We start from the raw sequence: 26,072 nt of genomic DNA on the forward strand, positions 1-26,072 counted from the left end.
AACCGGACACATCAACATGAACCACCGTGACGCGCACCGGACTTGTCCGGTGCGCGTCCAATATCCACGAGGATTTCACTTCCCCGATCTACCCGCGTAGGTGACGGGATCGCCACACTGGCGCACGCAATTCAGCAGTTCATCCGATCTGATGATGGAGCGTCCGCCATGGCCCCCACCGCACCCGCGCGCCGGTTCCTGTCCGCCATACCGGCTGCCGCCGCCCTCGCCGCCGTGACCGTGGTCACGGCCGGCACCCCCGCCCAGGCCGCCCTGCCGACCCCGATCTCCGCCGCCACCGCCCGCAGCTACCTCGCCGCGATGCCCGCCACCGCGGAGACCCACGGGAACACCTACGACCGCACGCTGTTCCCGACCTGGATCACCATCAGCGGCACCTGCGACACCCGCGAGTGGGTCGTCAAGCGGGACGGCAGCAACGTCGCCACCGACACCTCCTGCAAGTCCACCAGCGGCAACTGGTCCTCGCCGTACGACGGCGCGACCACCACCAACGCCTCCTCCTTCGACGTCGACCACCTGGTGCCGCTCTCCGAGGCCTGGGCCTCCGGCGCCTGGTCCTGGACCACCGCGCAGCGCCAGGCCTTCGCCAACGACGTCACCCGCCCCCAGCTGCTGCTGGTCTCCGCCAGCAGCAACCGCTCCAAGGGCGACCGCGACCCGGCCGAGTGGCTCCCCCAGGCCTCCTACCGCTGCACCTACGCCCGCGCCTGGGTGCAGGTGAAGCAGTACTACGGCCTCGGCGTGGACAGCGCCGAGAAGACCGCGCTCACCGGCATCCTCAACAACTGCTGAACCCGGCAACCACCGCGGCCCGGCGCTCACCCCGCGCCGGGCCGCGGTGCCGTGCGCGCCGGGCCGGTCGACCGGTTCGCGGGGCAGCCGGCCTCGGGCCGGTCGACCATCGGGCCGGTCGACCGTCGGGCCGGTCAGTCGGTCGAGTCCGGCGGGAAGGCGACCGGGTAGGCCTCGGCGAAGTCGGCCGAGCGGGCCACCTCGCGCCACCTGGTGTCCTCCGCCAGGAGCTGCCGGTCCATGGCGATCGAGCCCTCGGCCGCGTTGACCCCGAGCGGCAGGTGGTGCGGGACGTCGCGGCGCTTGGCCACCCGCACCAGGATCTCGGCGGCGCGCACCGGGTCACCCGCGGCGCCGGCGCCGCCCTGCCGCATCCGCCGGTTCATGGCGCCGACCGTCTCCTCGTAGGCCTCCGGGACGTCGTGGACGACCATCGAGGAGCCGGCCCAGTCGGTACGGAAGCCGCTGGGTTCGACCACCAGCACCCGCACGCCGAACGGCGCGGTCTCGGTGCGCAGCACCCGGCTGAACCCGTCGATGGCGAACTTCGCGGCCTGGTACGAGGCGATGCCCGGCGAGCCGCCGACCCGCCCGCCCATCGAGGAGAACTGCACGACCAGCCCGCCCTTCTGCTCGCGCAGCAGCGGGAGCGCGGCCTTGGTGACGTGGTAGACGCCCCAGAAGTTGGTCTCGAACTGGGCGCGGAAGTCCGCGTCCTCGGTGGTCTCGATCGGCGAGACGTTGGCGTAGCCGGCGTTGTTCACCAGCACGTCGATCCGGCCGAAGGCGGCCCGCGCCTCGGCGATGGCCGCGCGGGCCGCCGCCGGGTCGGTGACGTCCAGCGCGATCGGGTGGATCCGGTCGCCGAACTCCTCGACGAGGTCGGCGAGTTGCTCGGGCTTGCGGGCGGTCGCCGCCACCCGGTCGCCGGCTTCCAGCGCGGCACGGACGAGGGCGCGGCCGAAGCCGCGCGAGCTGCCGGTGATGAACCACATCTGTTCCGTGCCCTGCTCGATGTTCTGCTCCATGCCGCTAGTAAAACACCGTTGCGTTATTAGCGCAACGGCGTTGCAGTATTACGGCAACGGCGTTGCCCTACCATGGGCGAGTGGATGACGCATCGGAGTTCCAGCGGGCGCGCTCGCCCGAGGCCAAGCGCCGGCGCGAGGCCGCGATCCTGGCGGCGGCGCGGTCGCTCGGCCGCGAGCAGGGCATCAGGGACATCACCCTGACCGACATCGCCGCGGCCGTCGGGATGCACAAGTCGGCACTGCTGCGGTACTTCGAGACCCGCGAGGAGATCTTCCTGCGGCTGACCGCCGAAGGCTGGGCCGAGTGGTCGGACGCCCTCACCGCACGGCTGCGGGAGACCACGGAACCCGGCCCGGCCGCCGTGGCCGGGGCGTTCGCCTCCACCCTCGCAGCCCGCGGGATGTTCTGCGACCTGCTCGCCCACGCACCGCTCAACCTCGAACGCAACGTCTCGCTCGACGCCGTACGCGACTTCAAACTCGCCACGCTCGCCGCCCGCGTGCCGATCAGCGCGGCCGTCCGAGCCCAGCTGCCCGCCCTGGACGAGCAGGACGTCGTCGACCTGGTCGCCACCGCCGTCTCGCTGGCCGGGGCCATGTGGCAGATCGCGAACCCGGGCAGCGAGGTCGCCGCCCTCTACCGCTCCGACCCCCGACTGGCCCACGCCGTCATCGAGGTCGAACCCCGGCTCACCCGCATCCTGACCGCCACCGTCACCGGGCTGGCCACCGGACGGACTTGAGCGCGGCCCGCCCCGTCCGACCGCTCCGTCCGCCCGGGCCGGCACCCGTTCCGGGCCGCCACCGCGTGCACTCGGATGGATCATCTGACGTGCCGCGCAAGGGATTTGACCCTACGGTGCGGTGCCAGGGGGTTATCCGAGCGGAAGGCTGATTCTGAACATGGCTGGCAAATTCGAACTGTTCGTGGACGAGGGCGGCATGCACCGGTTCCGGCTCAAGGCGAGCAACGGGGCGATCGTGGTGACCGGCGACCCGCAGGAGAGCAAGGACGACTGCCTCAAGAGCATCGAGTCGATCCGCAAGCTCGCGCCGTACGCGGAACTCAAGGAGACCGCCGGATCGGTGTGACGGGCCGGGCTTCCGAGGACGCGGGTCGGTGGTGCAAATCGCCGACCCGCGTTCGCCTCCACGACAGATCCCTTTGGCCGGGTGCACGCCGGACCCGGACAGAACACCGGCATGCGCGTCGTCATCGTCACCGAATCCTTCCCGCCCGAGGTCAACGGAGTCGCCCACAGCGTGCTGCGGACGGCCGAGCACCTGGTCCGCCGGGGCCACCAGCCCCTCGTCGTCACCCCCGCCCCGGCACGGGGCGCCGAGTGCCCGCCGGAGACCTTCGGCGGGCACTCGGCCGGGGAGATTCCCGTGGTGCGCATCCCGTCGGTGCCGCTGCCGGGGTACCCGCAGGTGCGGATCGCGCTGCCCAGCCGGCAGCTGGCGGCCGCCGTCGCCGGGCACCGGCCCGACATCGTCCACCTGGCCAGCCCCTTCGTGCTCGGCGCGCGCGGGATGCAGGTCGCGGCACGGCTCGGGGTACCCGCCGTGGCCGTATACCAGACCGACCTGGCCGGGTACGCCCACGCGTACCGGGCCGGGCGGGGCCTCGGCGAGGCCGCCGCCTGGCGGCGGATCCGGGCCGTGCACCGCGCCGCGGCCCGCACCCTGGCACCCTCCACCCCCGCCGCCCAGGACCTCACCGCGCACGGCGTGCCGCGGGTGCAGCTGTGGCCGCGCGGAGTGGACTCGGCGCGGTTCCACCCCCGGCACCGGGACGAGGCGCTGCACCGGGCGCTGGCACCGGGCGGGGAGGTGCTCGTCGGGTACGTCGGACGGCTGGCGCCGGAGAAGCGGGTCGACCTGCTGGCCGCCGCCTCGGCGCTGCCCGGCGTCCGGGTCGTGGTCGTCGGGGACGGCCCCTCCGCGCCCGGCCTGAAGGCCTCGATGCCGGGCGCCGTGTTCCTCGGCCGCCGGACCGGTGACGAGCTGGCGCGCTGCTTCGCGACCCTCGACGTCTTCGTGCACACCGGCCCGCTGGAGACCTTCTGCCAGACCATCCAGGAGGCGATGGCCAGCGGCGTGCCGGTGATCGGCCCCGCGGCGGGCGGCCCGCTGGACCTCGTCGCCCACCACCGCACCGGCCTGCTGGTGCCGCCCCGGGACGGCACGGCGGTGGCCCGGGCGGTCGCCGAGCTGGCCGCCGACCCGGCGCGGCGGGCCGCGTACGGGCAGGCCGGGCGGGCCGAGGTGACCGCCCGCACCTGGGAGGCGGTCGGAGACCTGCTGCTGCGGCACTACGCCGAGGTGCTGGCGGAGCACCGCGGGCTGCCACTGCCGGCGGCCGCCGCCGCGCCGGCTGAGCCGGTGGCGCCCGTCCTGCCGGAGGAGCTGCCGGCATGACCTCCGGATCCGACGGCGAGACGCCGACCGCTCCCGACGGTGCGACGCCGGCGGTCGGCCGGGCGTCGGAGGTCGGCGCGGCGCCGAGCGCGGGCGAGGCCCTGACGATCGTCCGGCTCGCCAACTTCGTCACCCCGGTCTCCGGTGGCCTGCGCACCGCGCTGCGCCACCTGGGTGCCGGGTACCGGGCAGCCGGGCACCGCCCCGTACTGATCGTCCCCGGGGAGCGGCGCTCCGAGGAGGAGACCGAGCAGGGCGTGGTGGTCACCCTGCCCGGCCCGGTGCTGCCGGCCAGCGGCGGCTACCGGCTGCTCACCGACCGGCGGGCAGTGGCCGCCGAGCTGACCAGGTTCTCCCCCGACCGGCTGGAGGTGTCGGACCGCACCACGCTGCGCTGGACCGGCGCCTGGGCGCGGCGGCACGGGGTGCGCTCGGTGATGGTCTCGCACGAGAGCGCCGCCGGGGTGCTGCGCACCTGGGGCCTGCCTGGCCCGCTGGCGGACGCCGCGGCCGACCGGCTCAACGCGGCCACCGCCCGCGCCTACGACTCGGTGCTCTGCACCACCGACTGGGCGGCGGCGGAATTCCGGCGACTGGGCACCCCGAACCTGGTCCGGGCCCCGCTGGGAGTGGACCTGGACGCGCTGCGACCACCGACGCCGGCCGCACGGGCGGCCGAGCGGGCACGGTACGCCGCGCCGGACGAGACCCTGCTGGTGCTCTGCTCGCGACTCTCGGCGGAGAAGCGGCCCGAACGGGCGATCGACGCCCTGGCCGCCCTGCGGGCCGGACGGCGGCCCGCCGTCCTGGTGGTGGCCGGCACCGGCCCGCTGCGGGAGCGCCTGGCGGACCGGGCCGCCCGGCTACGGCTGCCGGTGCGCTTCCTCGGACACCTCGGCGGACGCGCGGAGCTGGCCCGGCTGCTGGGCTGCGCGGACGTGGTGCTCGCCCCCGGGCCGGTGGAGACCTTCGGGCTGGCCGCGATGGAGGCGCTGGCCTGCGGGACCCCGGTGGCGGTCAGCCGCTCCTCCGCGCTGCCCGGCCTGGTCGGGCTCGCCGGGGTGGCGGCCGTCGACACCGGCAGTGGATTCGCCTCCGCGGTACGGCAGTTGCTGGACCGGCCGGAGGAACTTCGGCGGTCCGCCGCCCGGGCGCAGGCCGAGCGGTACGGCTGGCCGGCGGCGGTGGCAGCGTTCCTGGCGGCGCACGGCGTACGCGACGACGAAGCGGTGGACGGGGGTCGGGATGAGCATGCTGGAAGCCGGGCGTGACCGGACGGCGCGGGAGCGCCCCGCGGCGGGCGAGCTGTTGCGCTTCGTCGCACTCGGGGACTCGCTCACGGAGGGGGTCGGCGACCAGGTCGGCGAGGGCTGGCGCGGCTGGGCCGCCGTCCTGGCCGACTCGCTGGCACCCGAGGGGCGGAGCGTCGAGTTCACCAACCTGGCGTACAGCGGGGCGCTCACCACTGAACTGACGACACGTCAACTACCGGAGGCGATCGCGCAGCGGCCCCAGCTCGCGGCGGTGGTGGTCGGCGGCAACGACACCCTGCGCACCGGCTTCGACATCCGGCGCGCCACCCTGGAACTGGACGCCACGATGGGTAAACTCTCCGGCCACGGCGCCAGGTTGCTGACCGCCTGCCTCCCCGACCCGGGCAGCCTGCTCCGGCTCCCCGCGCCGCTCGCCCGCCCGCTGGCACGCCGGATGCGGGCGGTCAACACCGTGGTGCACGCCCTCACCGAACGCCACCGGGCGGTGCACCTGCACATCGCCGAACTGCCCTGGCTGACGGAACGACGGCTGCTGAGCGTGGACCGCCTGCACCCCAGCGCCGAGGGCCACCACCTGATCGCCCGACGGTTCCACGACCTGCTCACCGAGGCCGGCCACCCCCTCGGCCCACCCCCGGCCGCCGCACCCGCCGAACCCCCACCGACCCTGGCCGCCGACCTCTGGTGGATGGCCACCCGGGGCACCCGCTGGCTCGCCGCCCGCAGCACCGACCTCCTGCCGGGCCTCCTCGCCCTCGCGGCCACCGAAGGCACCGCCCGACTGCGCGGCGGAAGCGGGCGACACGACGAGCAGATGGCCCGGGCGGCGGCACAGGCGCTCGCCTCCCTGGGGTGAGGGGCGCACACCGGAGTCCCGGCGGGCGGGCGGGACAGCGGAAGCGGACGGGCCCGCCGAGGCGCCGGGCGTGTCTCGGCTGTGAACCCCGGGTCGCCCGATCGTGGTGGTCGGGGGTGCCGTCGGATGGGAACCATCGGGGTGGCCCGGGTTGTCTTGTCCGGGGAGGGTGCGGCGGAGGGTGCGGCGGAGGGAGTCAGGGTGGAGAGCGCGGGTGCGGGCGGCCGGGAGGTCATGGCGGCGGCGGGGGTGCTGTTCCCGGACGGGGCGGGGCGGGTACTGGTGGTGCGGCTGCCGTACGACCGGAAGCATCCGGTGGCGATCCCGGGCGGCGGCTGGGAGCCGGCCGACCGGTCGCCCCGGGAGACCGCGCTGCGGGAGATCCGCGAGGAGTTGGGCTTCACGCCCCGGCTGGGGCCGCTGGCCGGCGTGGACTGGGCGCTGCTGCGGGACGGCGACCGACCGATCGTGGTGTACCTGTACTGGGCCGAGCCGCTGACGTCCGAACAGGTCGCGGCGTTCCGGCCGGACGCGGCGGAGGTCGGAGGCTGGACCTGGCTGACGACGGAGCAGGCCGGGCACGCGCTGCCGCCGCGGCTGTCGCGCCGGATGACGGCCTGCCTGCGGGCGCCGCGCGAGGCCGGGCCGCTGGAGCTGGAGGACAGCCGGCCGGTCGGGCACACGCTCGGCTGGCTGCCCGCCGACGGGCCGGTTCCCGCGTACGCCGGGCTGGCCGCCGCACCCGGGCTGACGCCGTCGACCGAGGAGCGGCCGGAGCCGCCGATGGACCGGGACACCTACTACGCCACCCGGCCGCGCATCCGGGCGAAGGCGCGGGCGCTGTTCACCGATGACGCCGGCCGGGTGCTGCTGGTGCGGCTGCGGCCGTGGGACGGGCCGCGCGGGCGGGTCCCGTACTGGACGCTGCCGGGCGGCGGGGTCGAGGCGGACCGGGAGATGCCCAGGGCGGCGGCCCGGCGGGAGATCCGCGAGGAACTCGGCTGGGAGGCCGAGCCGGGGCCGCTGCTGGCACTGGACTGGCAGCCGGGTGCGGCGGCCGACCCGGAGGCGGACCCGGCGACCGGCCGGGACACCGCCGTCCTGGTGTACGTGTTCGACGGGGGCACGGTGACGGAGCGGATGCTCGGTTCGATCGTGCTGCCGGAGGCCGAGCTGGTGGAGTGGCGGCTCTGCGCTCCGGCCGAGGCGCGGGCCCTGCTGACCGGCCCCTCCTGGGACCGTACGGCCGCCGCGCTGGCCGCCCGGGAGCGGCCGGGCGGGCCGGTGGAGCTGGTGCGCGGACGGGCCGTGGAGCCGGACTCGCCCCGGGAGTGAGGACTGGCGGAAGGGACCCCGGCGGCGGGCCTGAGCCGCCGCCGGGGCCTCGTCCGGCCTGGCGGTCCGTCCCGCCGGGAGCGGTGCGTCAGACCTCCAGGTCGGTCTCGATCCGGCTCAGCTGGTGGCGGGCCATCGCGAGGTTGGCGCGCGCCTTGTCCAGGGCGAGGTAGAGGAACAGGCCCTTGCCGGTGCGGCCGGCGAGCGGACGGATCAGGTGGTACTGGCTGGTGAGGGTGATCAGGATGTCCTCGATCCCGTCCTGGAGGCCGAGCATGTCCATGGTGCGCATCTTGGCGCGGACCACGTCGGTGTTCCCGGCGGCGGCGACGTTGAGGTCCAGGCCGCCGGGGCCGTCGAGGGTGGCCAGCGCCATGCCGCTGTTGTAGTCCACCAGGGCTGCGCCGATGGCGCCCTCGATGCTGGTCATGGCCTGCTTGAGTGCGCCGGCTGCGTCGGTCATCTGGGTAACTCCCGTTCGGTGGTGGGTGGTTCGGGTGGGTGATGGCGCGGTGGTCGGCCCCGGTCAGCCCGCTTCGCGCGGGTCCTTGGGCACGAGGGCGTCGTTGAGCAGCCCCGCGATGCGCTGCGCGCTGCGGCGGGCCTCCAGGTGCAGCCGGCCGACGTTGACGTCGGGGTGCGCCAGCAGGGTCAGCACGCAGCTGCCGCCGGCCGCGTAGGTTGCGACGTAGCCGTTCTCACCGCGCACCAGCGACTCGCGGAACTCGCCCTGGCCGGTGGTGTCGGCGAGCCGCTGGGCCAGCGAGAGCGAGGCCGCCGTCATCGCGGCCAGTCCGGAGGGTTCGGCGCCGTGGGTGTCGTGCGCGATCAACAGGCCGTCCACGCTGGCGACCAGCCCGCCCGCGAGGTGCGGGACGCGGTGTTTGACGGCGCGCAGTTCGGCGAGCAACTCGGTCTCCAAGGCGATCAGTTGTCTCCTTCCGACACGCTGTTTGAGCGCCCGCCTCATGGCCGGGACGACGGGGTCGCGGGCGGGGAGTGGGTCAAAGTCGGGCCTCCAGAAGGTTTCGGACCCGGGTCAGCAGCGCGATGTCCGGGTCGGGGACGGCCAGCGGGTGGGCCGCTGCCGCGGTGGGCGGGTGTTCGGAGCGTGTGGGGGCGTCGGGGGCGGCGTGGCTCCCGGCGTCGGGCCCGGCTGGGCTCCCGGGGTGGGTCCCGGTGTGGGGTGCGGCGGGTGCGGGCGCGAACACGGGTGCGGCCGTGACCGGGGCGCCGGGGAGTCCGGCACCCCGCAGGCTGGCGCCGGGGACCCTTCGGTGCAGCCCTCCGGCCGGTCTGCTCGCGACCGGCGGTCCGACTTCGGCCGCAGGTATGGCTGTTGACGGATCGTCGGGCACCGTGGCCGCCTTCGGCGCGTCGGCCTGGCGTGCGGCGCCCGCTGGGCACGAGGCGCCCGACGGACGCTGGACGTCGGGCTGCCGGGGCGCGTCCAGCAGTCCGGCGGCGGCCAGTCGGCGGACGTCGGCCGTCACGCCGAAGCCGGAGCGGCCGAGCAGCCGGGCCAGGTCCGCCGGGGTCCTGCGACCGTCGGCGTGGTCCAGCAGTTCGCGGCGCCGGCGGCCGGAGGGGCGGTGGGACGGCCGACGGCCGTGCCCGGCCGGCCGGACGGGCGCGGTGTCGAGCTGCCCCCAGGGCCAGATCCCGTCGAGCAGCCGGCGTCGGCGCTCGACCTCGCGGCGGATCCGGCCCGGGGCGACCTGGGCGACCGGTCCGAGCCAGTGCCTGACGTCGGCCTCGAACCGCCAGACGCCGCCGCCCGGGTCGGCGAGGACGAAGAAGGCGGCGTCGAACAGCGTTCCCAGGTGGCCGAGTTCGAGCTCTCCCCGGGTGAGCAGCCGCCGTTCGACGAGCGCGTCGCCGACCGTGGCGCGCGGGCCGTGGACCCGGAGCAGCTCCGCCCAGTCCTCGGGGGTGATCCGGCCGCAGCCGGTGAGCAGGTCGGCCAGGCCGGGAGCCCGGGAGGATTCGGCGGCGGTCACCTGGCCGTCGACCAGGTGGAGGCTGCCGAGCGGCCCGTGGAGGGCGCCGGTGGCGCGGCGGTCGGCGAGCAGGGTGAGTGCCTCGCCCGGGGTCCTCGGGGTGGCGGTTTCCAGCGGGGGCGGCGGCACGGTGCCGGTTGCGGCGGTCACGCGGCGCTCACCCCAGCACCAGTTCCTCGGTGAGTGCCTGGAGGCGGAAGCGGGCGACGGCGAGGTTGCCCTCCGCCCGGTCCAGCCAGAGGTGCAGGACGAGCCTGCTGTCGAAGACGGTGTCGATGAAGCGGATCAGGTGGTAACTGCGGCCGGCGGTGACGATGATGTCCTCCAGCGGGGCCCGACGGTCCTCCGTGGCGGTGAAGGTCTGGCTCTCAACGGCCGCCCGTACCAGGTCGGTTGCCTCGGCGGCGGAGGTCTCGTGCTCTCCGGCCGGGCTGTCGCCGAGGCTGCCGAGGGCGAGCCCACTGCTCCAGTCGACCAGGCTCGCGGCGCGGGCCCCGGGGATCGCCATCGCTCCGGAGAGGCATTCGTCGATACCGGGCACACCGGCTCCTTCGCGGGGTCTGGGCGGCCGGGCGCGGCGCCGACCGATTCACCACCAGCAGTGGCTAGTTCGACACGGAAGGCTACTGCCGGATTCCATACGACGAACATTCCAATGGCATATTCACATCAGTAGAGACCAGTTCCAGCCAAGAACTGACGTGACATCAGAACGGGCCGGATGGCCGCGTCACTGGTGGACCGGGACCGTTGGGGCACCGTTCATCGGCCACCTGGTACGGCACCTTGGCCGACATCGAGCCCCGAGGGAGGGTTTCGAGGCCGAAAGTGCGATAAGAGGACATGGCTCTGGAGCGCGAACACGACGAAGGGGCCCGTTCCGCTGGACGGAACGAGCCCCTTCGATGGGAGCGCCAGGCCCGGGTCGCACGGACTCTCCCTACTGAAAGTAGGGTGTGCTCTGGTAGCACCACTGACGCCTGTTCGAGATTCGTTTCCCTGGAGGTCACTTCCTCTCGACGGGAAGAACACTAGCAGGTCATCACGCCTGGTCAGAAATCCCGGCCGGGGCGCCCGGACCGACCGGAAGCGGCCGGCCCAGCAGCGCCCGATAGCCCCCGACCAGCGCGGTGAGTCCGAGCTCGAAGGCCCGGTCGGCGCGCTCGCGCCCGGCGGGGACGGCGTCCAGGGCCCCGGCCAGCCGCGGGGTGGCGACGCGGTCGACGGCGTCGACCATGACGTCCGGGGCGACGAGGTCCAGCGCCGAGCCCAGGACGAAGCTCTCCAGGGCGGTGATCAGGCCCATCACGTCCTGGGCGGCGAAGCCCGCGTCCTCCAGGGTGGCGACGGCCCGCTCGTACAGCTCGTGCATGAACGGTTCGGCGAGTGGCGCGGTGGCCAGCAGCCGGACGATTCCGGGATGTTCGGCGAAGGCGTCCCGGTAGGCGTGCGCCCAGGTGCGCAGCGCGGCGTCCCAGGGCTGGTCCCACATCGACTGCTCGCCGATCGTGCGCACCAGCTCGGCGCGCATCAGGGCGACGATCTCGGCCCGGCCGGCCACGTGGTGGTAGAGCGCGGACGGGCTTACCTTGAGCGCACCGGCCAGCGCGGGGATGGTGAGGTCCCCCGCCTCGTCGACCAGCCGGAGCGCGGTGTCCACGATGCGCTGCCGGTCCAGCAGGGGTGTGCGCGGCCTGGGCATGCCCGGTTCCTCACCTTCGGGGCCGCCGAGCCGCCCGTCGGCCCCGGCAGGCCAAGATCGTCGTTATCCAAGCGTTACTGAACGGCTTTCAGTAAAACCCTTCCGCACCCGCCGGTGCCGCGCCTACGGTAACCGAACCCCATTCGGTTAGGCAGGCCGCGCACCCGTCGGCCCGCCCTGCCCCGGAGAGGACGCACACCCCCGTATGCGTGCCGAAACGATCTTCACCGGCGGCCGGATCCACACCGGAGACCCCGCCCTCCCCCGCACCCACGCCCTCGCCGTCAGCGCGGGGCGGATCGCCGCCCTCGGCGACGCCGCCCTCGCCCTGCTCGACGAAGGCACCGAGACCGTCGACCTCGGCGGCGGCGCCCTGCTGCCCTCCTTCGGCGACGGCCACGTCCACCCGCTGCTCGGCGGCATCGGCCTGCGCGGCGTGCCGGTCCGCGGCTGCACCAGCCTGGAGCAGGTCGTGGCGGCCGTCCGCGACTGGGCGCAGCGCCACCCCGAGGCCGAGTGGATCACCGGCGACGCCGTGGACCCGTGGCTGGCCGAGGGCGGACTGTTCGACGCCCGGCTGCTCGACGCCGCCGTCCCGGACCGGCCGGTGCTGCTGCGCACCATGGACCACCACACCGGCTGGGCCAACAGCGAGGCGCTGCGCCGGGCCGGATACGGGCCGGACACGCCCGAGCCGGTGGGCGGCGAGATCGTCCGCCGGCCGGACGGCAGCCCGCTCGGCACCCTGCGCGAGTTCGGCGCGCTCAACCCCGTCCTCGCCCTCGTCCCGCCACCGCCGTTGGCCGAACAGGTCACCGCGCTGCGGGAGACCACCGCCGCGCTCGCCGCCGCCGGACTCACCTGGCTCCAGGACGCCTGGGTCGAGCCCGCGCAGGTGGACACCTGGCTGGCGGCCGTCGCCGGGGAGGACCTGCCGGTCCGGGCCGGGCTCGCCCTGCTGCTCGAACCGGACGGCTGGCGCGAGCGGCTCCCCCGCCTGGCCGCCGACCGCGACCGGGTCGAGGCCGCCGGACGCGGGCAACTCACCGCGCGGGCGGTCAAGTTCTTCGCCGACGGCGTCATCGAGTCCGGGACGGCCGCGCTGCTGGAGCCGTACAGCGACTGCCCGCACTCCCACGGCGTCGCCAACTGGACCGGCGCCGAGCTGGCGGACGCCGTCACCGCCGTGGACGCGCTGGGCTTCCAGCCGCACATCCACGCGATCGGCGACCGCGGTGTGCGGATCGCGCTGGACGCCGTCGAGGCCGCCGTCCGCCGCAACGGGACGCGTGCCCGCCGGCCGGTGATCGCCCACGTCCAGCTGGTCCACCCGGACGACCTGCCGCGCTTCGCCGAACTCGGCGTGATCGCCAACTTCGAGCCGCTGTGGGCACAGACCGACCCGCTGATGACCGAGCTGACCCTGCCCCGGATCGGCCAGGAGCGCGGCTCCCGGCAGTACCGGATCGCCGCCCTGCTGCGCGACGGCGCCCGGGTCTCCTTCGGCAGCGACTGGCCGGTCACCCGCTACGAACCACTGGCCGGGCTGGCCACCGCCGTCACCCGGCAGACCCCGGACGGCCTGCCCGACGGCGGCTGGCTGCCCGAGGAGCGGATCGGGCTCCCCGAGGCGCTGGCGGCGTACTCGGCGGGCGTGGCGCACCAGGCCTTCGAGGAGACCGAGTGGGGTGTGCTGCGGCCGGGCATGCGGGCCGACCTGGTGCACCTGGCCACCGACCCGTACGCGGTGCCGGCCGGCGAGCTGGCCTCGATCGAGGTGGCCGGCACCTGGCTCGGCGGGCGGCGCACCCACGGTGGGCCGCCCGGTGGCGACCGCGGCCGCTCGGCGGGCTCCACGCGCTCCACGCACCAGAGCCGCTGAGGCGTCCCGTTCGCCCGGCCGTCCGGCCGCGTGCCCGCTCCGACGGGCTCGCGACCGGTTCCGGCTGGTTCCGGCCGTCCCCCACGGTGGCCGTGACTCGTTCCCCGGTCGGCGGCCGACGCCCCGTCCGCCGCCGACCGCCCCACCCCCCGTTCGTACGACCCCAGGAGAGCTCCCCCATGACCCCGCCCTCCGACGCGGCCTCCTCCTCCGCACTCCGTCCGCCCGGCTCCGCTGCTCCCAACGCCTCATCCGCCGCCGCTCCTGACCCGGCCGGTTCGGCCGGCTCGCCCGGCGGGCTGGGGCGCGGGGTGCTCGGCACCGGCGACATCGTCTTCTTCGTCGTGGCCGCCGCCGCGCCGCTGACCGTGATGGCCGGCGTGGCGCCGTTCGCGATCTCCTTCGGCGGCATCGGCGCGCCGGTCGCCTACCTGGCCACCGGGGTGGTGCTGGCGCTCTTCGCGGTCGGGTTCACCGCCATGACCGCGCACATCCGCAACGCGGGCGCCTTCTACGCCTACGTCACCCGCGGCCTCGGCCGGGCGGCCGGGCTGGGCGCGGCACTGCTCGCGGTGCTCTCGTACAACGCGATCCAGATCGGCATGTTCGGCGCCTTCGGGTTCTTCGCCCACACCACGGCCGCCGACCTGCTCGGGCTGGACCTGCCCTGGCCGGTCTGGGCGCTGCTCGGGGTCGCGGTGGTCTGGTTCCTCGGCTTCCGCTCGATAGACCTCGGGGCCAAGGTGCTCGGGGCGCTGCTGATCGCCGAGACCGGCATCCTGCTGGTGCTCGCGGTGGCGGTGCTGGTCAAGGGCGGGGCGCACGGGCTGAGCCTGTCCTCGTTCGCCCCGGAGCACGTGTTCTCCGGCGGGATGGGCGGGGTGCTCGGGCTCTCCTTCGCCGCCTTCATCGGCTTCGAGGCCACCACGATCTACCGCGAGGAGGCCCGGCAGCCGCACCGGACCGTGCCGCGCGCGACCTACGCCGCGATCGCCTTCCTCGGCCTCTTCTACACCTTCGTCACCTGGATGATCGTGCAGGCCTTCGGCGACGCCGAGGCCGTCGCGACCGCCACCGCCGACCCGGCCGGGATGTTCTTCACCGCGATGACCGACTACGTCGGCGGCTGGGCGACGGACGTGCAGCGGGTGCTGATCGTCACCAGCCTGCTCGCGGCGCTGCTCGCCTTCCACAACACCATCACCCGGTACGGCTACGCGCTGGCCGCCGAGGGGGCCGCCCCGGCCGCGCTCGGCCGGATCCACCCGCGCCACGGCTCGCCGTGGATCGGCGGCATCGCGCAGTCGGTGCTGGCGGCGGTGGCCGTCGGGGTGGCGGCGCTGGTCGGCGCGGACCCGTACAACCAGTTCTTCCTCTGGGTGAACTCCCCCGGGGTGGTCGGCATCCTGGTGCTCCAGGCGCTGGCCGGCCTCGCGGTGTTCGCCTTCTTCCGCCGCGAGCGGGCGGCCGCCGCGAGCACCGGGGCGTTCCGTACCGTCGTGGCGCCGCTGGCCGCCACGGTACTGCTGTGCGGGGCCACGGGGCTGGTGGTGTGGCGGCTCGACCTGTTCACCGGCGCCGGACCGGAGGTCAACTGGCCGCTGGTCGCGATCGTGCCGGTGGTGTTCCTGACCGGCGTCGGAATCGCGTTGCGGCTGCGGGCCCGCCGGCCTGAGGTGTACGCGCGGCTCGGCACGAGCGAGGTCGACGCGGGCTGAGCGGCGGGCGGGTGGCGGGTGAGCGGGGGCCGGGAGTCCGGGAGTCCGGGAGTCCGGGAGTCCGGGGGTCCGGGGGTCCGGGGGTCCGGGGGTCCGGGGGTCCGGGCCCCGGGCCCCGCTCAGGCCTGGCCGACGGCTTCGGCGAGGAGCCGGTAGGAGTCGAGCAGCGCGGTGCGGTCGTAGGTGCTGGTGGTGACCAGGAACTCGTCCGCCCCGCTGCGTTCGACCAGCGCCGCCAGCTCGGCGGCGGCCTGCTCCGGGGTGCCCGCGATGTGGCCCTTGGACGACTGCTCGAACGCGGCCCGTTCCCGGGCGGTCATCTCCCGGGCCAGGATCTCGGCGGCGGGGGCCAGTGGCGGGAACTCCCCGTGGGTGCGGGAGTACGCCCCGGACCAGGCCTCCGGGACGAGCAGCTCACGCGCCCGCTCGGCCGTCTCGGCGACGGCCACCGCGCCCGAGACCACCACGTACGGCTCGGCGGCCTGCGCGGAGGGGCGGAACCGGCTGCGGTAGCGGTCGATCGCCGCGAGCATCCGCTCCTTCCCGCGCGGGGCGGCGACCACCAGTGGCAGCCCGGCCTTGGCGGCCAGGTCGGCGCCCTCGCCGGTGGCCAGGACGAAGGCCGGGACGTGCAGGCCCTCGGCGGGCCGGGCGTGGACTCCGCGGTGTGCCTGCTGCGAGCCGTCGAAGTAGCCGAGCAGCTCGGCCAGCTGGGCACCGAAGCCGTCCGCGGCGTCCTTCTCCCGCCCCAGCGCCCGCCGGACACCGTCGGTGAAGCCCACCGAGCGCCCGAGCCCCATGTCGATCCGCCCCGGGAACAGCGCGGCCAGCACCCCGAACTGCTCGGCCACCACCAGCGGCTGATGGTTGGGCAGCATCACCCCGCCGGTGCCGACCCTGATCCGTGTGGTGGCCGCCGCCACCGCCGCGGCGAGCACGGTGGGCGCCGATCCGGCCGCCCCCGGCACGCCGTGGTGCTCGGAGACCCAGAACCGGTGGTAGCCGAGCTGCTCCGCCTCCCGGGCGAAGGCCACCGTGTCCCGCAGTGCCTGGGCCGGCTCCTGGCCCTGTCTGGTCCGGGAGCGGTCGAGCACGGAGAGCCTGATCGTGGGCGCGGCACTGGTCACTCGACGGACAACGCCCGCCCGCCGCATGGGCATTCCCGAACAGCCGGGCCCGGGGCCGAGACCGACGGCCGGAGCCGGGGCGGAGACCGCAGGCCGGCCGGTCAGGCGCCCGCCCCGGGTATTCGGCCCGGGCGGGGGTGCGCGGGCTCGGCCCCGGTACCGGCCCCGGCTCCGCCCCTGGCCGTGACCTTGCGGCGGCCCCAGGGCTTGTACACCGAGAGGACCACGTTGACCAGGTAGAGCGTCAGCGCCACCGCCGGAACGATCACCGTGTTGTAGCGGACGAAGCCGAGGTCCGCCACCGTGATCGGGCCGGTCGGATGCGCGTCCGCCACCCGCACCGCGTCGTGCAGCCGGTCGGGGAGGGCGAGGACGGAGGCCGTCATCGCCCCGAGCGTCAGCCAGAACTTGGCGCTCACCCAGTGGTACCGGAACAGCCCCCAAGGCGTGCCGAGCCCGAGCACCACCCCGCTCAGGAAGGTGAGCAGGCTCAGCGGCAGGATCAGCGCGTCGCCGAGCAGGCCCATCGCCCGGTAGGCGGTGCGCAGCCGCTCGGCGTCCCCGGCCGTCAGCGCCGTCACCGCCAGGGTGAGCAGGCAGAGCATCAGCGCCAGCCAGCTCACCGAGGCGACGACGTGCAGGACGACCAGTGGTTTGCGCGCCGCCGGCGGCAGGCGGCGGCCCGCGGACGCGGGCACGGGCACGGATGCCGCCCCGGCCTGTGGCATCGGCTCGGACGCCGGGACGGCGCCGGTGGGCGAGCGCACGGGTACCTCCTTCGAGTCGGGGTCACGAGGACGGCCCCAGGCTCTCCCGTCCGCGCCTCATCCGGCATCTGACGGTGGAAGTAACCTCGCCTACTCCCTGGCGAGTACGCGCCCCCGACGACAGCAGCGCCGCGCCTCCCCCGGGAGCAGCACCGCACCTCCCCCGGGAGCAGCACCGCTCTCAGTCGACCACCGCGAACCCCTGTGCCGCGCCGAGCCGGTTCAGCGAGGCCTGCCCGGGAATCCCGTCCGCCGCGCCCGCCTCGTACCCGCACCGCCGCTGCCAGGCCGCGTACGCGGAGACCGTCCGGCTGCCGAACGAGCCGTCCACCCACCGCTGGTCGAGCAGCCCCTCGTCGACGAGCGCCTGCTCCACTATCGCCGCCTCGGACCCGTACGTCAGGTGCCCCTGCTCGGCTCCCGGGTCGGTGCGGGCGGCCGCGATCACGTGGGACACCGAGACCGTCCGCGGGCCGGGCAGGTAGCCGAGCAGCCGGCGCAGCGAGCCCTCGCCCGGGACGCCGTCCGCCGCCTGCCCGGAGTAGCCCAGACTCCCCTGGTAGTCCGCGTAGTTGTCGGTGTCCGCGTCCGTCCAGTCCGGGCCGGGGCCGGAGCGGTAGTGGTCGCCGAAGCCGTGCGAGACCAGCGCCCGCCCGACCGCCGTCACCTGGTAGCCCCGGGCGCCGTAGCCGTACGGCAGGCCGTTGATGCTGACCTGGTAGCGGGCGGGCGTGGCCGGGGGCACCGGGTGCTGCTGCGAGGGCGGATCGTCCGGGAAGCCGGGCCCGGCGGTGAAGTCGGGCCAGGAGCCGGGGTCGGTGTGGTCGTTGTAGGGCACGTGGGCGTGTGCGTACCAGCCGCCGAAGGCCTCCCAGGCCCGCTCGTCGCGGTGGCCGGAGAAGTCGGTCGGCCGGCCCATCGGCCAGATGTCGGGCACGCCCCAGGAGGAGATCCAGGCGTGGATCCGGTTCCAGCCCGCGCAGGGGGTGTCGACCAGCCGCGGGTAGACGCGGCCCTGGTAGCGGCAGTAGGGGAAGAACACCGCCTCGATCTGGATCACCACCCGCCCGGCCCGATTGGTGCGGGTGGGGCTCTGGGCGGGGCTGAGCAGGCTCTTCGAGCGGGAGTCGGCCGGGAACAGCTGCGCCGTGCGGCCGCTGAACGGGTCCCAGACCAGGTGCGGCGCGTCACCGGCGCCGCTGCCGGTGAAGTAGCCGACCAGGTCCTCGTAGGAGCACCAGTCCTGCGGCGCCGCGGCGGTCGCGTTGCGGTCCCAGGTGATGTGGGCGATGGCCTTCGGCGGGTACTGCTGATCGGTCGGCGCGTGGTCGCCGAGGTCGTGGATATCGGCTCCGGGCAGCCACAGGTCGGGCATGACGGGCTCCTCCGAACGGCGTAAGGGCATCACCTCGGGTATCGGCAGGTGGGGTTCGCGGATTGACCCCGACGGCGTGATGCCCGGCGGTGAACCCCCCGCACCCGTGCGGCCGTTCGACTCGACAGGGGGCATTCGCCCCCGCGTGCGATTCGAGCGCCCGTGCGGGGGCACCCGATCGCCCGGAAGGGGGCGCATTCCACCCCCGGCGGGGCCTCGCTGTCAATCGTTGACATCAAAAGTGGTCTAGTCCACGGTTGTCCGGCGGACCGGCCCGAGCTTGCGCACGGGGCCCTCATGTACGCCCAACTGGCCTTTGCCGCAAGGAATCTGACGAACCGACGGAGATGCCCGCACCATGCAGAGAATCTGCCTCGCCCTGCCCACCATGCGCCCCTGCCCCGAGACCATCACGGACCTCGCCGAGGAGGCGGCCTACGCCGTCGCGACCTTCGGGGTCGAGGTGCACCTCCTCGTCCTCGACACCACCGACGCCGCCGACTTCGCGCGGAACGCGGGCGCCGTGGCCGCGCTGGCCCCCACCCCCGGCGTGGTCGTCCACCACCTGGGCGAGGCGCGGCAGCGGGAGTTCCTGCGCCGGGTGGCCGAGCGCTCCGGCGCCGCCGACCCCGAGCTGCTGCTCGACCTGATGCTCCCGCGGGCCGTCGCGTACGGCTCCTGCGTCAACCGGCTCTTCCTGGGCGCGGCCGCCCTGGGCTGCACCTCGGCGCACCTGCGCAACGACGACTTCGACTACCAGGTCGTCGACGGTCGGAAGATGTTCCCGATCCACCACGAGCTGCTCTCGATCGGCCGGCCGGCCGGCGAGGCGGTGACCGGCGTGACCCGCTCCGAGCTGGACCCGGCCGACGCGGACAAGCCGGTGATGCTGGTCAGCGGCTCCTTCATCGGCGAACTCAACGTGGACATCGGCGAGATCCTGGAGCTGGACCCGGCCGTCTACCGCGAGGTGGTACGCCTGTGGACCCCGCCGGTGTGGTCGCAGGAGGAGCGGGACGCGATGGTGGACGTCTCCTTCAAGGGCGACTCCGAACCGTTCGGCACCGACGAGTCCGTCCTCGGCGTGCCCGACATCTGGGACGTCTACATGTGCAACATCGCCCTGGACCACCGGGCCTACGAGGTGCTGCCGCTGCTGCCCTCGATCGAGACCATCGGCAGCGACTACGCCCTCCTGCACGCCATGGTCCACTCCGGGATGCCCGGCGTCGTCCACAACCGCCACATCGTCAACTACTACACGCCCGAGCGCCGCACCGGCGCCGGCTTCGTCTCCTACCAGCTGCGGTTCGTCAAGTTCCTGCTCTCGATGCTGTACCTGTACCCGGTCTACGGCGGGATGATCGACCTCGGCCGCGGGCTGCTGGACGAGCGGCACGGGCTGAGGGTCGAACCGGTCCTCGACCTGGTGCGGGGCAGCGTCGACTGGGACCGGGCCGGGAACGAGCACTGCCTGGACGTCCTGGACCGCTCCTACCGCAAGCTGGGCGGCAAGTACGCCGAGCTCGCGGACGTGGTGGCCGGGCGGCGCCGGCAGCTCCTGGACGAGGCGCGGGCGGACGCCGAGCGCTGGGCGGTGCTGGTGGAGGCCTGGGCGGCGCTGGTGGCCGCCTCCCGCGCGGAGGGGCTCGGCGCCGCCTCGGAGGGTCCGGCCCGGTGAGCGAGGACCTCCGGATCCGCCTCCTGGCCGACGGCGACTGGGACGCCGTGGTCGCGCTGGAGCACGACGCCTACGCGGCCGACGGCCTGTCGGAGGGCCGGGAGGCGCTGCAGTCCCGCGCCCGCAGCTCGCCCGGCACCTGCTTCGTGCTGGAGCGGCGGGGCGCAGTGTGCGGCTACCTGCTGAGCCTGCCGTACCCGCCGCTGCGCTGCCCTGACCTCGACCGGCCGGAGGCGGCGGCATACGAGTCGCGCAACCTGCACGTGCACGACCTGGTGATCGCCGAGGAGCTGCGCGGCCGGGAGGTCGCGCTGGGGTTCATCCGGCACCTCCGGTCGCACGCGCAGGAGCTGGGCTTCGAGCGGATCTCGATGGTCGCGGTGCGCGGCGCCGACATCCTGCTGCGGCTGCTCGGCTACCGGGCGCACCGGGAGGTGGCGGTCCCGGCGTCCTACGGGCGGCGCGCGGTGTACATGTCGATGCCGGTGCGCTGACCTGCGGGGATACGCGAACGAGCGATCACTCCTTCGGCCTAGTTTGAACGGCGAGGATCACCCTGTCGGGTGCGGCTGGTGGCGGCTGTGTTCCCCGCGCAGCCGCCCGCAGTACCCGCCGGCAGTACCCGCCGCACGCCCGAGGAGCCAGCGCATGAAGGCCGCCGTCGTCCGCGATTTCACCGCACCGCTGGTCGTCGAGGACCGTCCGGTACCCGAACCGGCCGCGCACCAGGTCCGGGTCCGGATCGAGACCTCCGACCTGTGCCACACCGACATCCACGCCGCCCACGGCGACTGGCCGGCACCCTCGTCCTGGTCGCCCTCCCGGCCGGCGGCACACTCGAACTCCCCGTCTTCGAGACCGTGCTGAACGGCACCAAGGTCATCGGCTCGATCGTCGGCACCCGCGAGGACCTCGCCGAGGTCTTCCGCCTGCACGCCCTCGGCCGCACCCGGGTCATCCGCGAAACCCGCCGCCTCGAGGACGTCAACACCTGCTTCGACGAAGTCCTCAGCGGCAAGGTCTCCGCCCGCCTGGTCTTCGACCTGCGCCGACCGACCCCACCCGGCCGGGCCACACCGCGAAAACCGCTGGCGGGCCCGGCCGGACGGCGGCACGATGCCCGGATGCCGCCGCTGCTGTACGCCGTCGCCCGCAACCCCGCCCTGCCGCCGGACCTCCTGGAGCTGCTGCTCGACACCGCCGACGCCGACGAGGAACTGGCCCACGCCCTCGCGGAGCGGACGGACCTCGACCCGAAACAGGTCCGGCGGCTCGCCGGGCGGCACGAGGAGGCCGCTACCCGACTCGCCGTCGGCGGGCTGCTGCCCGCCGCAGAGGTCGATCCGCTCGCCCGGCCGGGCGTCGCGATCGCCCTGCTGGAGGAAGGGCGTGGGGCTCCGACCTGGGCCCTTGCGCTGTCCGGCGTTGCGGACCGGTACCTCCGGATCCGGCTGGCCTCCTGCCCGGGGCTTCCGGACGAGGCCGCCGAAGCCCTCGCGGCCGACCAGGACACCGACGTGGTGGCCGAACTCGGCCTCCACACCCGCCGACCGGACCTGCTGGCCCGCCTCGCCCGACGCCCCGGGAACGATGTGCGGCGCTGGGTCGCGGCGAACGAGGCGGCTCCGCCCGAGCTGCTCACAGCGTTGCTCGCCGACGAGGACGTCCACGTCCGCGGCCACGCGGCGGGCAACCCGGCGACCCCCGCGACGGCCGCCGCCCGGGTCCTCACAGACGATCCGATGGTCCGGCGGAAGCTCGCCGAGCACCCCGGGCTGCCGGCCGGGCTCTACCACCGGCTCGCCGAGGACGACACCCCCTGGATCCGGGACAACCTCGCTCGGAACCCCGGGATCGACCCGCCGCTGCTGCGCCGGCTCGCCACCGACCCGGACCGCGACGTGCGACACCGGCTCGCCCACCACCCGTACGTCCCGCTCGACGTCCTCGGTCGCCTCGCCGTCACCGTCCGGCTCGGCCCCACCCTGCTCCCCCGGATCGCCGGCGCCTCCCCGGACGAACTCGCCACTCTCGCAGGCGACTCGGAGCCCCGCGTGCGGATGCTCGTCGCCCAGCACCGCGACCTGCCCGCGCCGGTGCGCGACCGGCTGGCCGAGGACCCGGACGCGAGCGTGGCGAACTCCGTCGCCCCGCACGCCGGCCTCGCGCCCGCCCGGCTCGCCGGTCTGCTCGACCGGTTCGGCTCCACGGTGGCCGCCGCGCTGGCCGCCAATCCCGACGCCCCGGCCGCCCTGCTCGACCGCATCGCCGCCACCGAACCCGTCCCCGCCAAGGCCCTGCGAGCCATCGCCGCCCACCGCCACGCCACCCCCGACGCCCTCGCCCGCTGCCTCACCTCCCCGGACCCCCGCACGGCCGAGGCCGCTGCGGCCAACCCCGCACTGCCCCCGAACGCCCAACGGGCGCTGATCGGTTAGAGCCCGTCTGCCGATCGGCTCGGATCGGGGCGCGGCATCGGGGTGCCTGCGCCGCGAGGCGGAGGCGGGAGCGCACCTCCCGGCCGAAGGCTGAGCGCGGAGCCACTGCGGTGGGGGCACCTCCCGGCCGAAGGCTGGGGGCCATCGGCGACCGGCGACCGGCGCGGTGGGGGACCGCAGGACGCGCCTGTACCGGTGGCGTCCGGGTGGCGTTGCGGTTGCGTCTCCGTTCCGTTCGGCGTGGGTACGAACCGGGCCGCGGTCCGGAATGGTGAGGGCAACCACTCGTGCGGCAAGGGGAGTTGCCATGGGGGACGGCCTGGGTCCGGCATCGGACGCGGTGGCGGCGCTGCTCGGGGACGGGCCGCATCAGGCGGTCGCGGACGTCCTGCGGGCGCGGTTGCGGATGGTGCCGGAGGGGGCCCGGGCGCTCGCGGCGGCGGAGGCGAGCCCGGGGGACGCGCAGGCGCGGGCGCTGCTGACCGCCGCCGTCGCGCACCTGCTGGCCTCGGACCCGGCGTTCGCGCACTACCTGGCCACCACGGGGCTCGGGAAGCCCGGCGATCCGCCGACCGTCCAGCTGTGCGGCGAGCCCGGCACCGTGCAGCTGCGGCTCGGCCCGCCGTCCGCGCCACCCCCGGAGGGCCCGACCACCGTCCACCTGCGGACCGGCCCCGCGGACGCCCGCGCCCGGGCGTTCGCCGCCCGCAGGAGCGGCACCGGGATCGTGGTGGCGCTCGCCCTGGTGCTGGTCGCCGCGCTGGCCGCGCTCGGCGTCCACCTCGCCTCGCGCCCGCTGCTGAAGCCGGGCGGGCCCGATCTGGCGCACGCCGCACGGCCGCTGGACGATCCGAGGCTGGTGGCGAGGGTGCTGCCCGACGAGGGGACGATGACGGGCGGCTGGCGGCTGCGGCTGGGGCCGACGGCGGGGATCGGCAGCGGCAGCGAGCTGCCGTGCCTGCTGCCGGACTCCTGCGACCGGCAACTCGCCTACGGCGTCGTGACGTACGGTACGGATGCGGCGCAGACCGCGGAGTTCGACGTGGTCACCTTCGCCTCCCCCGAGGCCGCCACCCGCGCCTTCCGCAACGCGCTCGACCGGGCCGGTGACCCGAAACCGTCGACGGCCGTCCCCCTGATCGGCGACCAGGGCGCCGTCCGCGTCCAGGACGGCCGGTCGGCGGTGGCCGTGATCCGGGTGGGCAGCGTGCTGCTGCTCGTACGCGTCGAGGCTCCGGGCGCCGACCTCGACACGTCCGGGTTCCTCGGACTCGCCCGGCTGGCCGCCGAGCGCGCCCGGCAGGTGCAGGAGGGGCAGCTGCCCGATTCCTCCTGGCCGACGGCGACCCGACGGGACTGACCGTAGCCGCGGCCGGCCCGGGCCCGCCAACCGCCGACCGGCGGGGCGGCGGGGCGGCGGGGCGGCGGGGCGGCGGGGCGGCGGGCCGTCGCCCGAATGCATGTATCGGTCTCTTGACTGGCGTCACCGACGCGCGATACTGGGCTCACTCCCCGCTCGCACAACGAGGTGCCGCCCATGGAGCTCTCACCCTCGGCGCACGTGGACACGTTCTGCCGAGACCACCTCCCACCCTTCGAGCAGTGGCCCGAACTCCTCTTCGAACTCCCGGAGTTGGCCTATCCCGACCGTCTGAACTGCGCCGCCGCCCTGCTCGACGACACCATCGAACGCCTCGGACCTGACCGCCCCTGCCTGCTCACCCCCACCGGGCGGTGGACCTACGGCGAACTGCGCGACCACGCCGACCGGATCGCCCGCCTGCTGACCGAGGACCTCGGCCTCGTCCCCGGCAACCGCGTTCTACTGCGCGGACCCAACACCCCTTGGCTGGCTGCCTGTTGGCTCGGCGTACTGAAGGCCGGCGCAGTGGCCGTCACCACCGTGCCGCTGCTGCGCGCCGCCGAGCTGACCGAGCTGCACGACATCGCCGGGCCCGTCCTCGCCCTGTGCGACCACCGCTTCCTGGACGAGCTGCACCGGGCGCGGACCCCCGGCCTGCGCGTCCTCGGCTACGGCGGCACCGGCCCCGAGGACCTCACCGCCCGCTGCGCCGCCAAGCCCGCCGGATTCCCCGCCGTCCCCACCGCCGCCGACGACGTCGCGCTGATCGCCTTCACCTCCGGCACCACCGGCCGCCCCAAGGCCACCCTGCACTTCCACCGCGACGTGCTCGCCATCGCCGACACCTTCTCCCACCACCTGCTCCGCCCCACCCCCGAGGACCTCTTCACCGGCACCCCGCCGCTCGGCTTCACCTTCGGCCTGGGCGGCCTGCTGGTGTTCCCCCTGCGGGCGGGGGCCGCCAGTCTGCTGCTGGAGCAGACCACCCCCGAGCAGCTCGCCGAGCAGGTCCGGCGCCACGGGGTGAGTGTGCTGTTCACCGCGCCGACCGCCTACCGGGCGATCCTCGCCGCCGGGCTGGCCGACCGGCTGGCCGGGGTGCGGCGCTGCGTCTCGGCGGGCGAGCCGCTGTCCGCCGCCGTCTGGCAGGCCTTCCACGCGGCCACCGGGCAGCGACTGATCGACGGCATCGGCGCCACCGAGCTGCTGCACGTGTTCGTCTCGGCCGCCGACCAGGACATCCGCCCCGGCTCCACCGGCCGGCCCGTCCCCGGGTTCCGGGCCGCGGTCCTGGACGGGCAGGGCCGCCCGGTGCCGGACGGCGAGCCCGGGCTGCTCGCCGTCAAGGGCCCGACCGGCTGCCGCTACCTGGACGACGAGCGCCAGCTGGACTACGTCCGCGGCGGCTGGAACCTCACCGGCGACACCTACGTCCGGGACCGCGACGGCTACTTCTGGTTCCGGGCGCGCAACGACGACATGATCGTCTCGGCCGGTTACAACATCGCCGGGCCCGAGGTGGAGCACGCGCTGGCCGCCCACCCCGACGTGGCCGACTGCGCGGTGGTCGGCGCGCCGGACGAGCGGCGCGGCACGGTGGTCAAGGCGTACGTGGTGCTGCGTGCGGGTGTGCCGGCCGGGCCCGAGACGGCGCGCGGGCTCCAGGAGCACGTCAAACGCGCCATCGCACCGTACAAGTACCCGCGGGCGGTCGAGTTCGTGCCCGAGCTGCCGCGCACCGCGACCGGCAAGCTGCACCGCGCCGAGCTGCGCCGACGGGCCGCGCGGACTCCCGCCAGTGTCAGCGTCGAGCGCCGGGTGGAGTGGTTCGACACCGATGCCGCCGGGCACTACCACTTCTCCGCCGTGCAGCGCTGGGCCGAGGCGGCGGAGGCGGCCCTGCTGCGCCGGCTGGGGCTGGCCGACCTGTTCGGGCGGATCCCCCGGGTGCACTTCGAGGCCGACTACCGAGAACGGCTCTGGTTCGGCGACCTCGTCCGCACCGAGCTGCGGGTGGACCGGGTCGGCGGATCCTCGCTGCACTACGCCTTCGAGGTGCACGGTCCGCACGGGCTGGCCGCGAGCGGGCGGATGTCGGTGGTGCACTCGGCGCCGCACGACGGGGGCTCCCGGCCGTGGCCCGCGCAGGTCCGCCGGACGCTGGCGGAGGCCGGGCCGCAGCGGCCGGAGGTGGTCGCATGAGCCCCCGGGCAGCCACGAGCCAGGAACCGGCCACCAGCCCCGAGACGGCCACGAACCCCGACGCCGCCACCAGCCCCGAGGCGG

The 26,072-nt window shown here is 75.0% G+C and carries 22 protein-coding genes and 3 pseudogenes; 16 read left to right on the top strand and 9 right to left on the bottom strand.

Going from position 1 to position 26,072, the window contains the following annotated elements; all coding sequences use genetic code 11:
- Nucleotides 1-168: 168 nt before the first annotated feature.
- A complete protein-coding gene (locus ACGF13_RS19080) occupies nt 169-816 on the top strand; it encodes an HNH endonuclease family protein (RefSeq protein ID WP_392876247.1) in 648 nt (215 codons plus the stop codon).
- 134 nt (nt 817-950) lie between these two features.
- On the opposite strand, the gene ACGF13_RS19085 is transcribed toward ACGF13_RS19080, so the two are convergent.
- The gene (locus tag ACGF13_RS19085; protein WP_392876250.1) at nt 951-1,844 is read right to left on the bottom strand and encodes an SDR family NAD(P)-dependent oxidoreductase; all 894 of its coding nucleotides are present in this window, start codon (nt 1,842-1,844) and stop codon (nt 951-953) included.
- Nucleotides 1,845-1,924: 80 nt separating this feature from the next.
- Here ACGF13_RS19085 and ACGF13_RS19090 point away from each other — a divergent pair, with 80 nt between their 5' ends.
- The 6 genes from ACGF13_RS19090 (at nt 1,925) to ACGF13_RS19115 (ending at nt 7,733) form a co-directional block, all read left to right on the top strand.
- On the top strand, nt 1,925-2,590 hold the full coding sequence (locus tag ACGF13_RS19090; RefSeq protein ID WP_392876252.1) for a TetR family transcriptional regulator: 666 nt from the start codon (nt 1,925-1,927) through the stop codon (nt 2,588-2,590).
- A gap of 160 nt (nt 2,591-2,750) precedes the next feature.
- Nucleotides 2,751-2,939: a YegP family protein gene (locus ACGF13_RS19095; RefSeq protein ID WP_392876255.1), complete on the top strand. Its 189-nt coding sequence runs from the start codon at nt 2,751-2,753 to the stop codon at nt 2,937-2,939.
- 111 nt (nt 2,940-3,050) lie between these two features.
- Nucleotides 3,051-4,268 (top strand): glycosyltransferase family 4 protein, encoded by a 1,218-nt coding sequence (locus tag ACGF13_RS19100; RefSeq protein WP_392876258.1) that lies wholly within the window; start codon nt 3,051-3,053, stop codon nt 4,266-4,268.
- On the top strand, nt 4,265-5,539 hold the full coding sequence (locus ACGF13_RS19105; protein ID WP_392876261.1) for a glycosyltransferase: 1,275 nt from the start codon (nt 4,265-4,267) through the stop codon (nt 5,537-5,539). Before ACGF13_RS19100 ends, ACGF13_RS19105 begins: the two co-directional genes overlap by 4 nt.
- Entirely contained in the window at nt 5,514-6,398 is an 885-nt protein-coding gene (locus tag ACGF13_RS19110; RefSeq protein ID WP_392876264.1) for an SGNH/GDSL hydrolase family protein, read from the top strand. The genes ACGF13_RS19105 and ACGF13_RS19110 overlap by 26 nt, the downstream gene beginning before the upstream one ends.
- Nucleotides 6,399-6,599: 201 nt before the next feature.
- Nucleotides 6,600-7,733, top strand: coding sequence for an NUDIX domain-containing protein (locus tag ACGF13_RS19115; protein WP_392876267.1), 1,134 nt, complete (start codon nt 6,600-6,602; stop codon nt 7,731-7,733).
- Between the two features lie 88 nt (nt 7,734-7,821).
- On the opposite strand, the gene ACGF13_RS19120 is transcribed toward ACGF13_RS19115, so the two are convergent.
- The 5 genes from ACGF13_RS19120 to ACGF13_RS19140 form a co-directional block, all read right to left on the bottom strand.
- Nucleotides 7,822-8,196, bottom strand: a complete 375-nt coding sequence (locus ACGF13_RS19120) for a hypothetical protein (RefSeq protein WP_392876270.1) — start codon at nt 8,194-8,196, stop codon at nt 7,822-7,824.
- Between the two features lie 63 nt (nt 8,197-8,259).
- Complete coding sequence (locus ACGF13_RS19125) at nt 8,260-8,655, bottom strand: roadblock/LC7 domain-containing protein (RefSeq protein ID WP_392876273.1); 396 nt, start codon at nt 8,653-8,655, stop codon at nt 8,260-8,262.
- Nucleotides 8,656-8,737: 82 nt separating this feature from the next.
- Nucleotides 8,738-9,883, bottom strand: coding sequence for a hypothetical protein (locus ACGF13_RS19130; protein WP_392876276.1), 1,146 nt, complete (start codon nt 9,881-9,883; stop codon nt 8,738-8,740).
- Nucleotides 9,884-9,890: 7 nt separating this feature from the next.
- A complete protein-coding gene (locus tag ACGF13_RS19135) occupies nt 9,891-10,274 on the bottom strand; it encodes a hypothetical protein (RefSeq protein ID WP_392876279.1) in 384 nt (127 codons plus the stop codon).
- Nucleotides 10,275-10,775: 501 nt separating this feature from the next.
- Nucleotides 10,776-11,435, bottom strand: coding sequence for a TetR/AcrR family transcriptional regulator (locus ACGF13_RS19140; RefSeq protein WP_392876282.1), 660 nt, complete (start codon nt 11,433-11,435; stop codon nt 10,776-10,778).
- A gap of 205 nt (nt 11,436-11,640) precedes the next feature.
- Between ACGF13_RS19140 and ACGF13_RS19145 the strand changes: the two genes are divergently transcribed.
- On the top strand, nt 11,641-13,317 hold the full coding sequence (locus tag ACGF13_RS19145; protein WP_392876285.1) for an amidohydrolase: 1,677 nt from the start codon (nt 11,641-11,643) through the stop codon (nt 13,315-13,317).
- A 179-nt stretch (nt 13,318-13,496) separates the two neighbouring features.
- On the top strand, nt 13,497-15,035 hold the full coding sequence (locus ACGF13_RS19150) for an APC family permease (protein WP_392876288.1): 1,539 nt from the start codon (nt 13,497-13,499) through the stop codon (nt 15,033-15,035).
- A gap of 119 nt (nt 15,036-15,154) precedes the next feature.
- Here ACGF13_RS19150 and ACGF13_RS19155 read toward each other — a convergent pair whose 3' ends face one another.
- From ACGF13_RS19155 to ACGF13_RS19165, 3 genes are all read right to left on the bottom strand, one after another.
- Nucleotides 15,155-16,162 (bottom strand): MsnO8 family LLM class oxidoreductase, encoded by a 1,008-nt coding sequence (locus ACGF13_RS19155; RefSeq protein ID WP_392876291.1) that lies wholly within the window; start codon nt 16,160-16,162, stop codon nt 15,155-15,157.
- Between the two features lie 101 nt (nt 16,163-16,263).
- On the bottom strand, nt 16,264-16,929 hold the full coding sequence (locus ACGF13_RS19160; protein ID WP_392876293.1) for a DUF2269 domain-containing protein: 666 nt from the start codon (nt 16,927-16,929) through the stop codon (nt 16,264-16,266).
- A gap of 181 nt (nt 16,930-17,110) precedes the next feature.
- Nucleotides 17,111-18,304, bottom strand: coding sequence for a peptidoglycan-binding protein (locus tag ACGF13_RS19165; protein WP_392876296.1), 1,194 nt, complete (start codon nt 18,302-18,304; stop codon nt 17,111-17,113).
- A gap of 358 nt (nt 18,305-18,662) precedes the next feature.
- Between ACGF13_RS19165 and ACGF13_RS19170 the strand changes: the two genes are divergently transcribed.
- From ACGF13_RS19170 to ACGF13_RS19200, 7 genes and pseudogenes are all read left to right on the top strand, one after another.
- On the top strand, nt 18,663-19,985 hold the full coding sequence (locus ACGF13_RS19170; RefSeq protein WP_392876299.1) for a DUF6271 family protein: 1,323 nt from the start codon (nt 18,663-18,665) through the stop codon (nt 19,983-19,985).
- On the top strand, nt 19,982-20,479 hold the full coding sequence (locus tag ACGF13_RS19175; protein ID WP_392876302.1) for a GNAT family N-acetyltransferase: 498 nt from the start codon (nt 19,982-19,984) through the stop codon (nt 20,477-20,479). The genes ACGF13_RS19170 and ACGF13_RS19175 overlap by 4 nt, the downstream gene beginning before the upstream one ends.
- Before the next feature lie 294 nt (nt 20,480-20,773).
- Nucleotides 20,774-21,031: pseudogene (locus ACGF13_RS19180) on the top strand (zinc-dependent alcohol dehydrogenase); the annotation flags it as partial.
- A 78-nt stretch (nt 21,032-21,109) separates the two neighbouring features.
- Nucleotides 21,110-22,423, top strand: a complete 1,314-nt coding sequence (locus ACGF13_RS19185; protein WP_392876832.1) for a hypothetical protein — start codon at nt 21,110-21,112, stop codon at nt 22,421-22,423.
- Between the two features lie 307 nt (nt 22,424-22,730).
- Nucleotides 22,731-23,783 carry a hypothetical protein gene (locus ACGF13_RS19190; protein WP_392876305.1) on the top strand — a complete coding sequence of 351 codons (1,053 nt, stop codon included), beginning with the start codon at nt 22,731-22,733 and terminating at the stop codon, nt 23,781-23,783.
- Between the two features lie 177 nt (nt 23,784-23,960).
- Nucleotides 23,961-25,586, top strand: a pseudogene (locus tag ACGF13_RS19195) (AMP-binding protein); the annotation flags it as partial.
- A 78-nt stretch (nt 25,587-25,664) separates the two neighbouring features.
- Nucleotides 25,665-25,988 (top strand): annotated as a pseudogene (locus ACGF13_RS19200) (acyl-CoA thioesterase); the annotation flags it as partial.
- Nucleotides 25,989-26,072: the final 84 nt, after the last annotated feature.

Source organism: Kitasatospora sp. NPDC048286 (assembly GCF_043201735.1).
In the GTDB taxonomy this organism is placed as follows: Bacteria; Actinomycetota; Actinomycetes; order Streptomycetales; family Streptomycetaceae; genus Kitasatospora.

Bases quoted from the DNA above. Each gene is read 5' to 3' on its own strand.
- ACGF13_RS19120 (WP_392876270.1), bottom strand. From the start codon at position 8,196: ATGACCGACGCAGCCGGCGCACTCAAGCAGGCCATGACCAGCATCGAG.
- ACGF13_RS19145 (WP_392876285.1), top strand. From the start codon at position 11,641: ATGCGTGCCGAAACGATCTTCACCGGCGGCCGGATCCACACCGGAGAC.
- ACGF13_RS19100 (WP_392876258.1), top strand. From the start codon at position 3,051: ATGCGCGTCGTCATCGTCACCGAATCCTTCCCGCCCGAGGTCAACGGA.
- ACGF13_RS19170 (WP_392876299.1), top strand. From the start codon at position 18,663: ATGCAGAGAATCTGCCTCGCCCTGCCCACCATGCGCCCCTGCCCCGAG.
- ACGF13_RS19080 (WP_392876247.1), top strand. From the start codon at position 169: ATGGCCCCCACCGCACCCGCGCGCCGGTTCCTGTCCGCCATACCGGCT.
- ACGF13_RS19085 (WP_392876250.1), bottom strand. From the start codon at position 1,844: ATGGAGCAGAACATCGAGCAGGGCACGGAACAGATGTGGTTCATCACC.
- ACGF13_RS19110 (WP_392876264.1), top strand. From the start codon at position 5,514: ATGAGCATGCTGGAAGCCGGGCGTGACCGGACGGCGCGGGAGCGCCCC.
- ACGF13_RS19165 (WP_392876296.1), bottom strand. From the start codon at position 18,304: ATGCCCGACCTGTGGCTGCCCGGAGCCGATATCCACGACCTCGGCGAC.
- ACGF13_RS19190 (WP_392876305.1), top strand. From the start codon at position 22,731: ATGGGGGACGGCCTGGGTCCGGCATCGGACGCGGTGGCGGCGCTGCTC.
- ACGF13_RS19105 (WP_392876261.1), top strand. From the start codon at position 4,265: ATGACCTCCGGATCCGACGGCGAGACGCCGACCGCTCCCGACGGTGCG.
- ACGF13_RS19185 (WP_392876832.1), top strand. From the start codon at position 21,110: ATGCCGCCGCTGCTGTACGCCGTCGCCCGCAACCCCGCCCTGCCGCCG.
- ACGF13_RS19140 (WP_392876282.1), bottom strand. From the start codon at position 11,435: ATGCCCAGGCCGCGCACACCCCTGCTGGACCGGCAGCGCATCGTGGAC.
- ACGF13_RS19095 (WP_392876255.1), top strand. From the start codon at position 2,751: ATGGCTGGCAAATTCGAACTGTTCGTGGACGAGGGCGGCATGCACCGG.
- ACGF13_RS19150 (WP_392876288.1), top strand. From the start codon at position 13,497: ATGACCCCGCCCTCCGACGCGGCCTCCTCCTCCGCACTCCGTCCGCCC.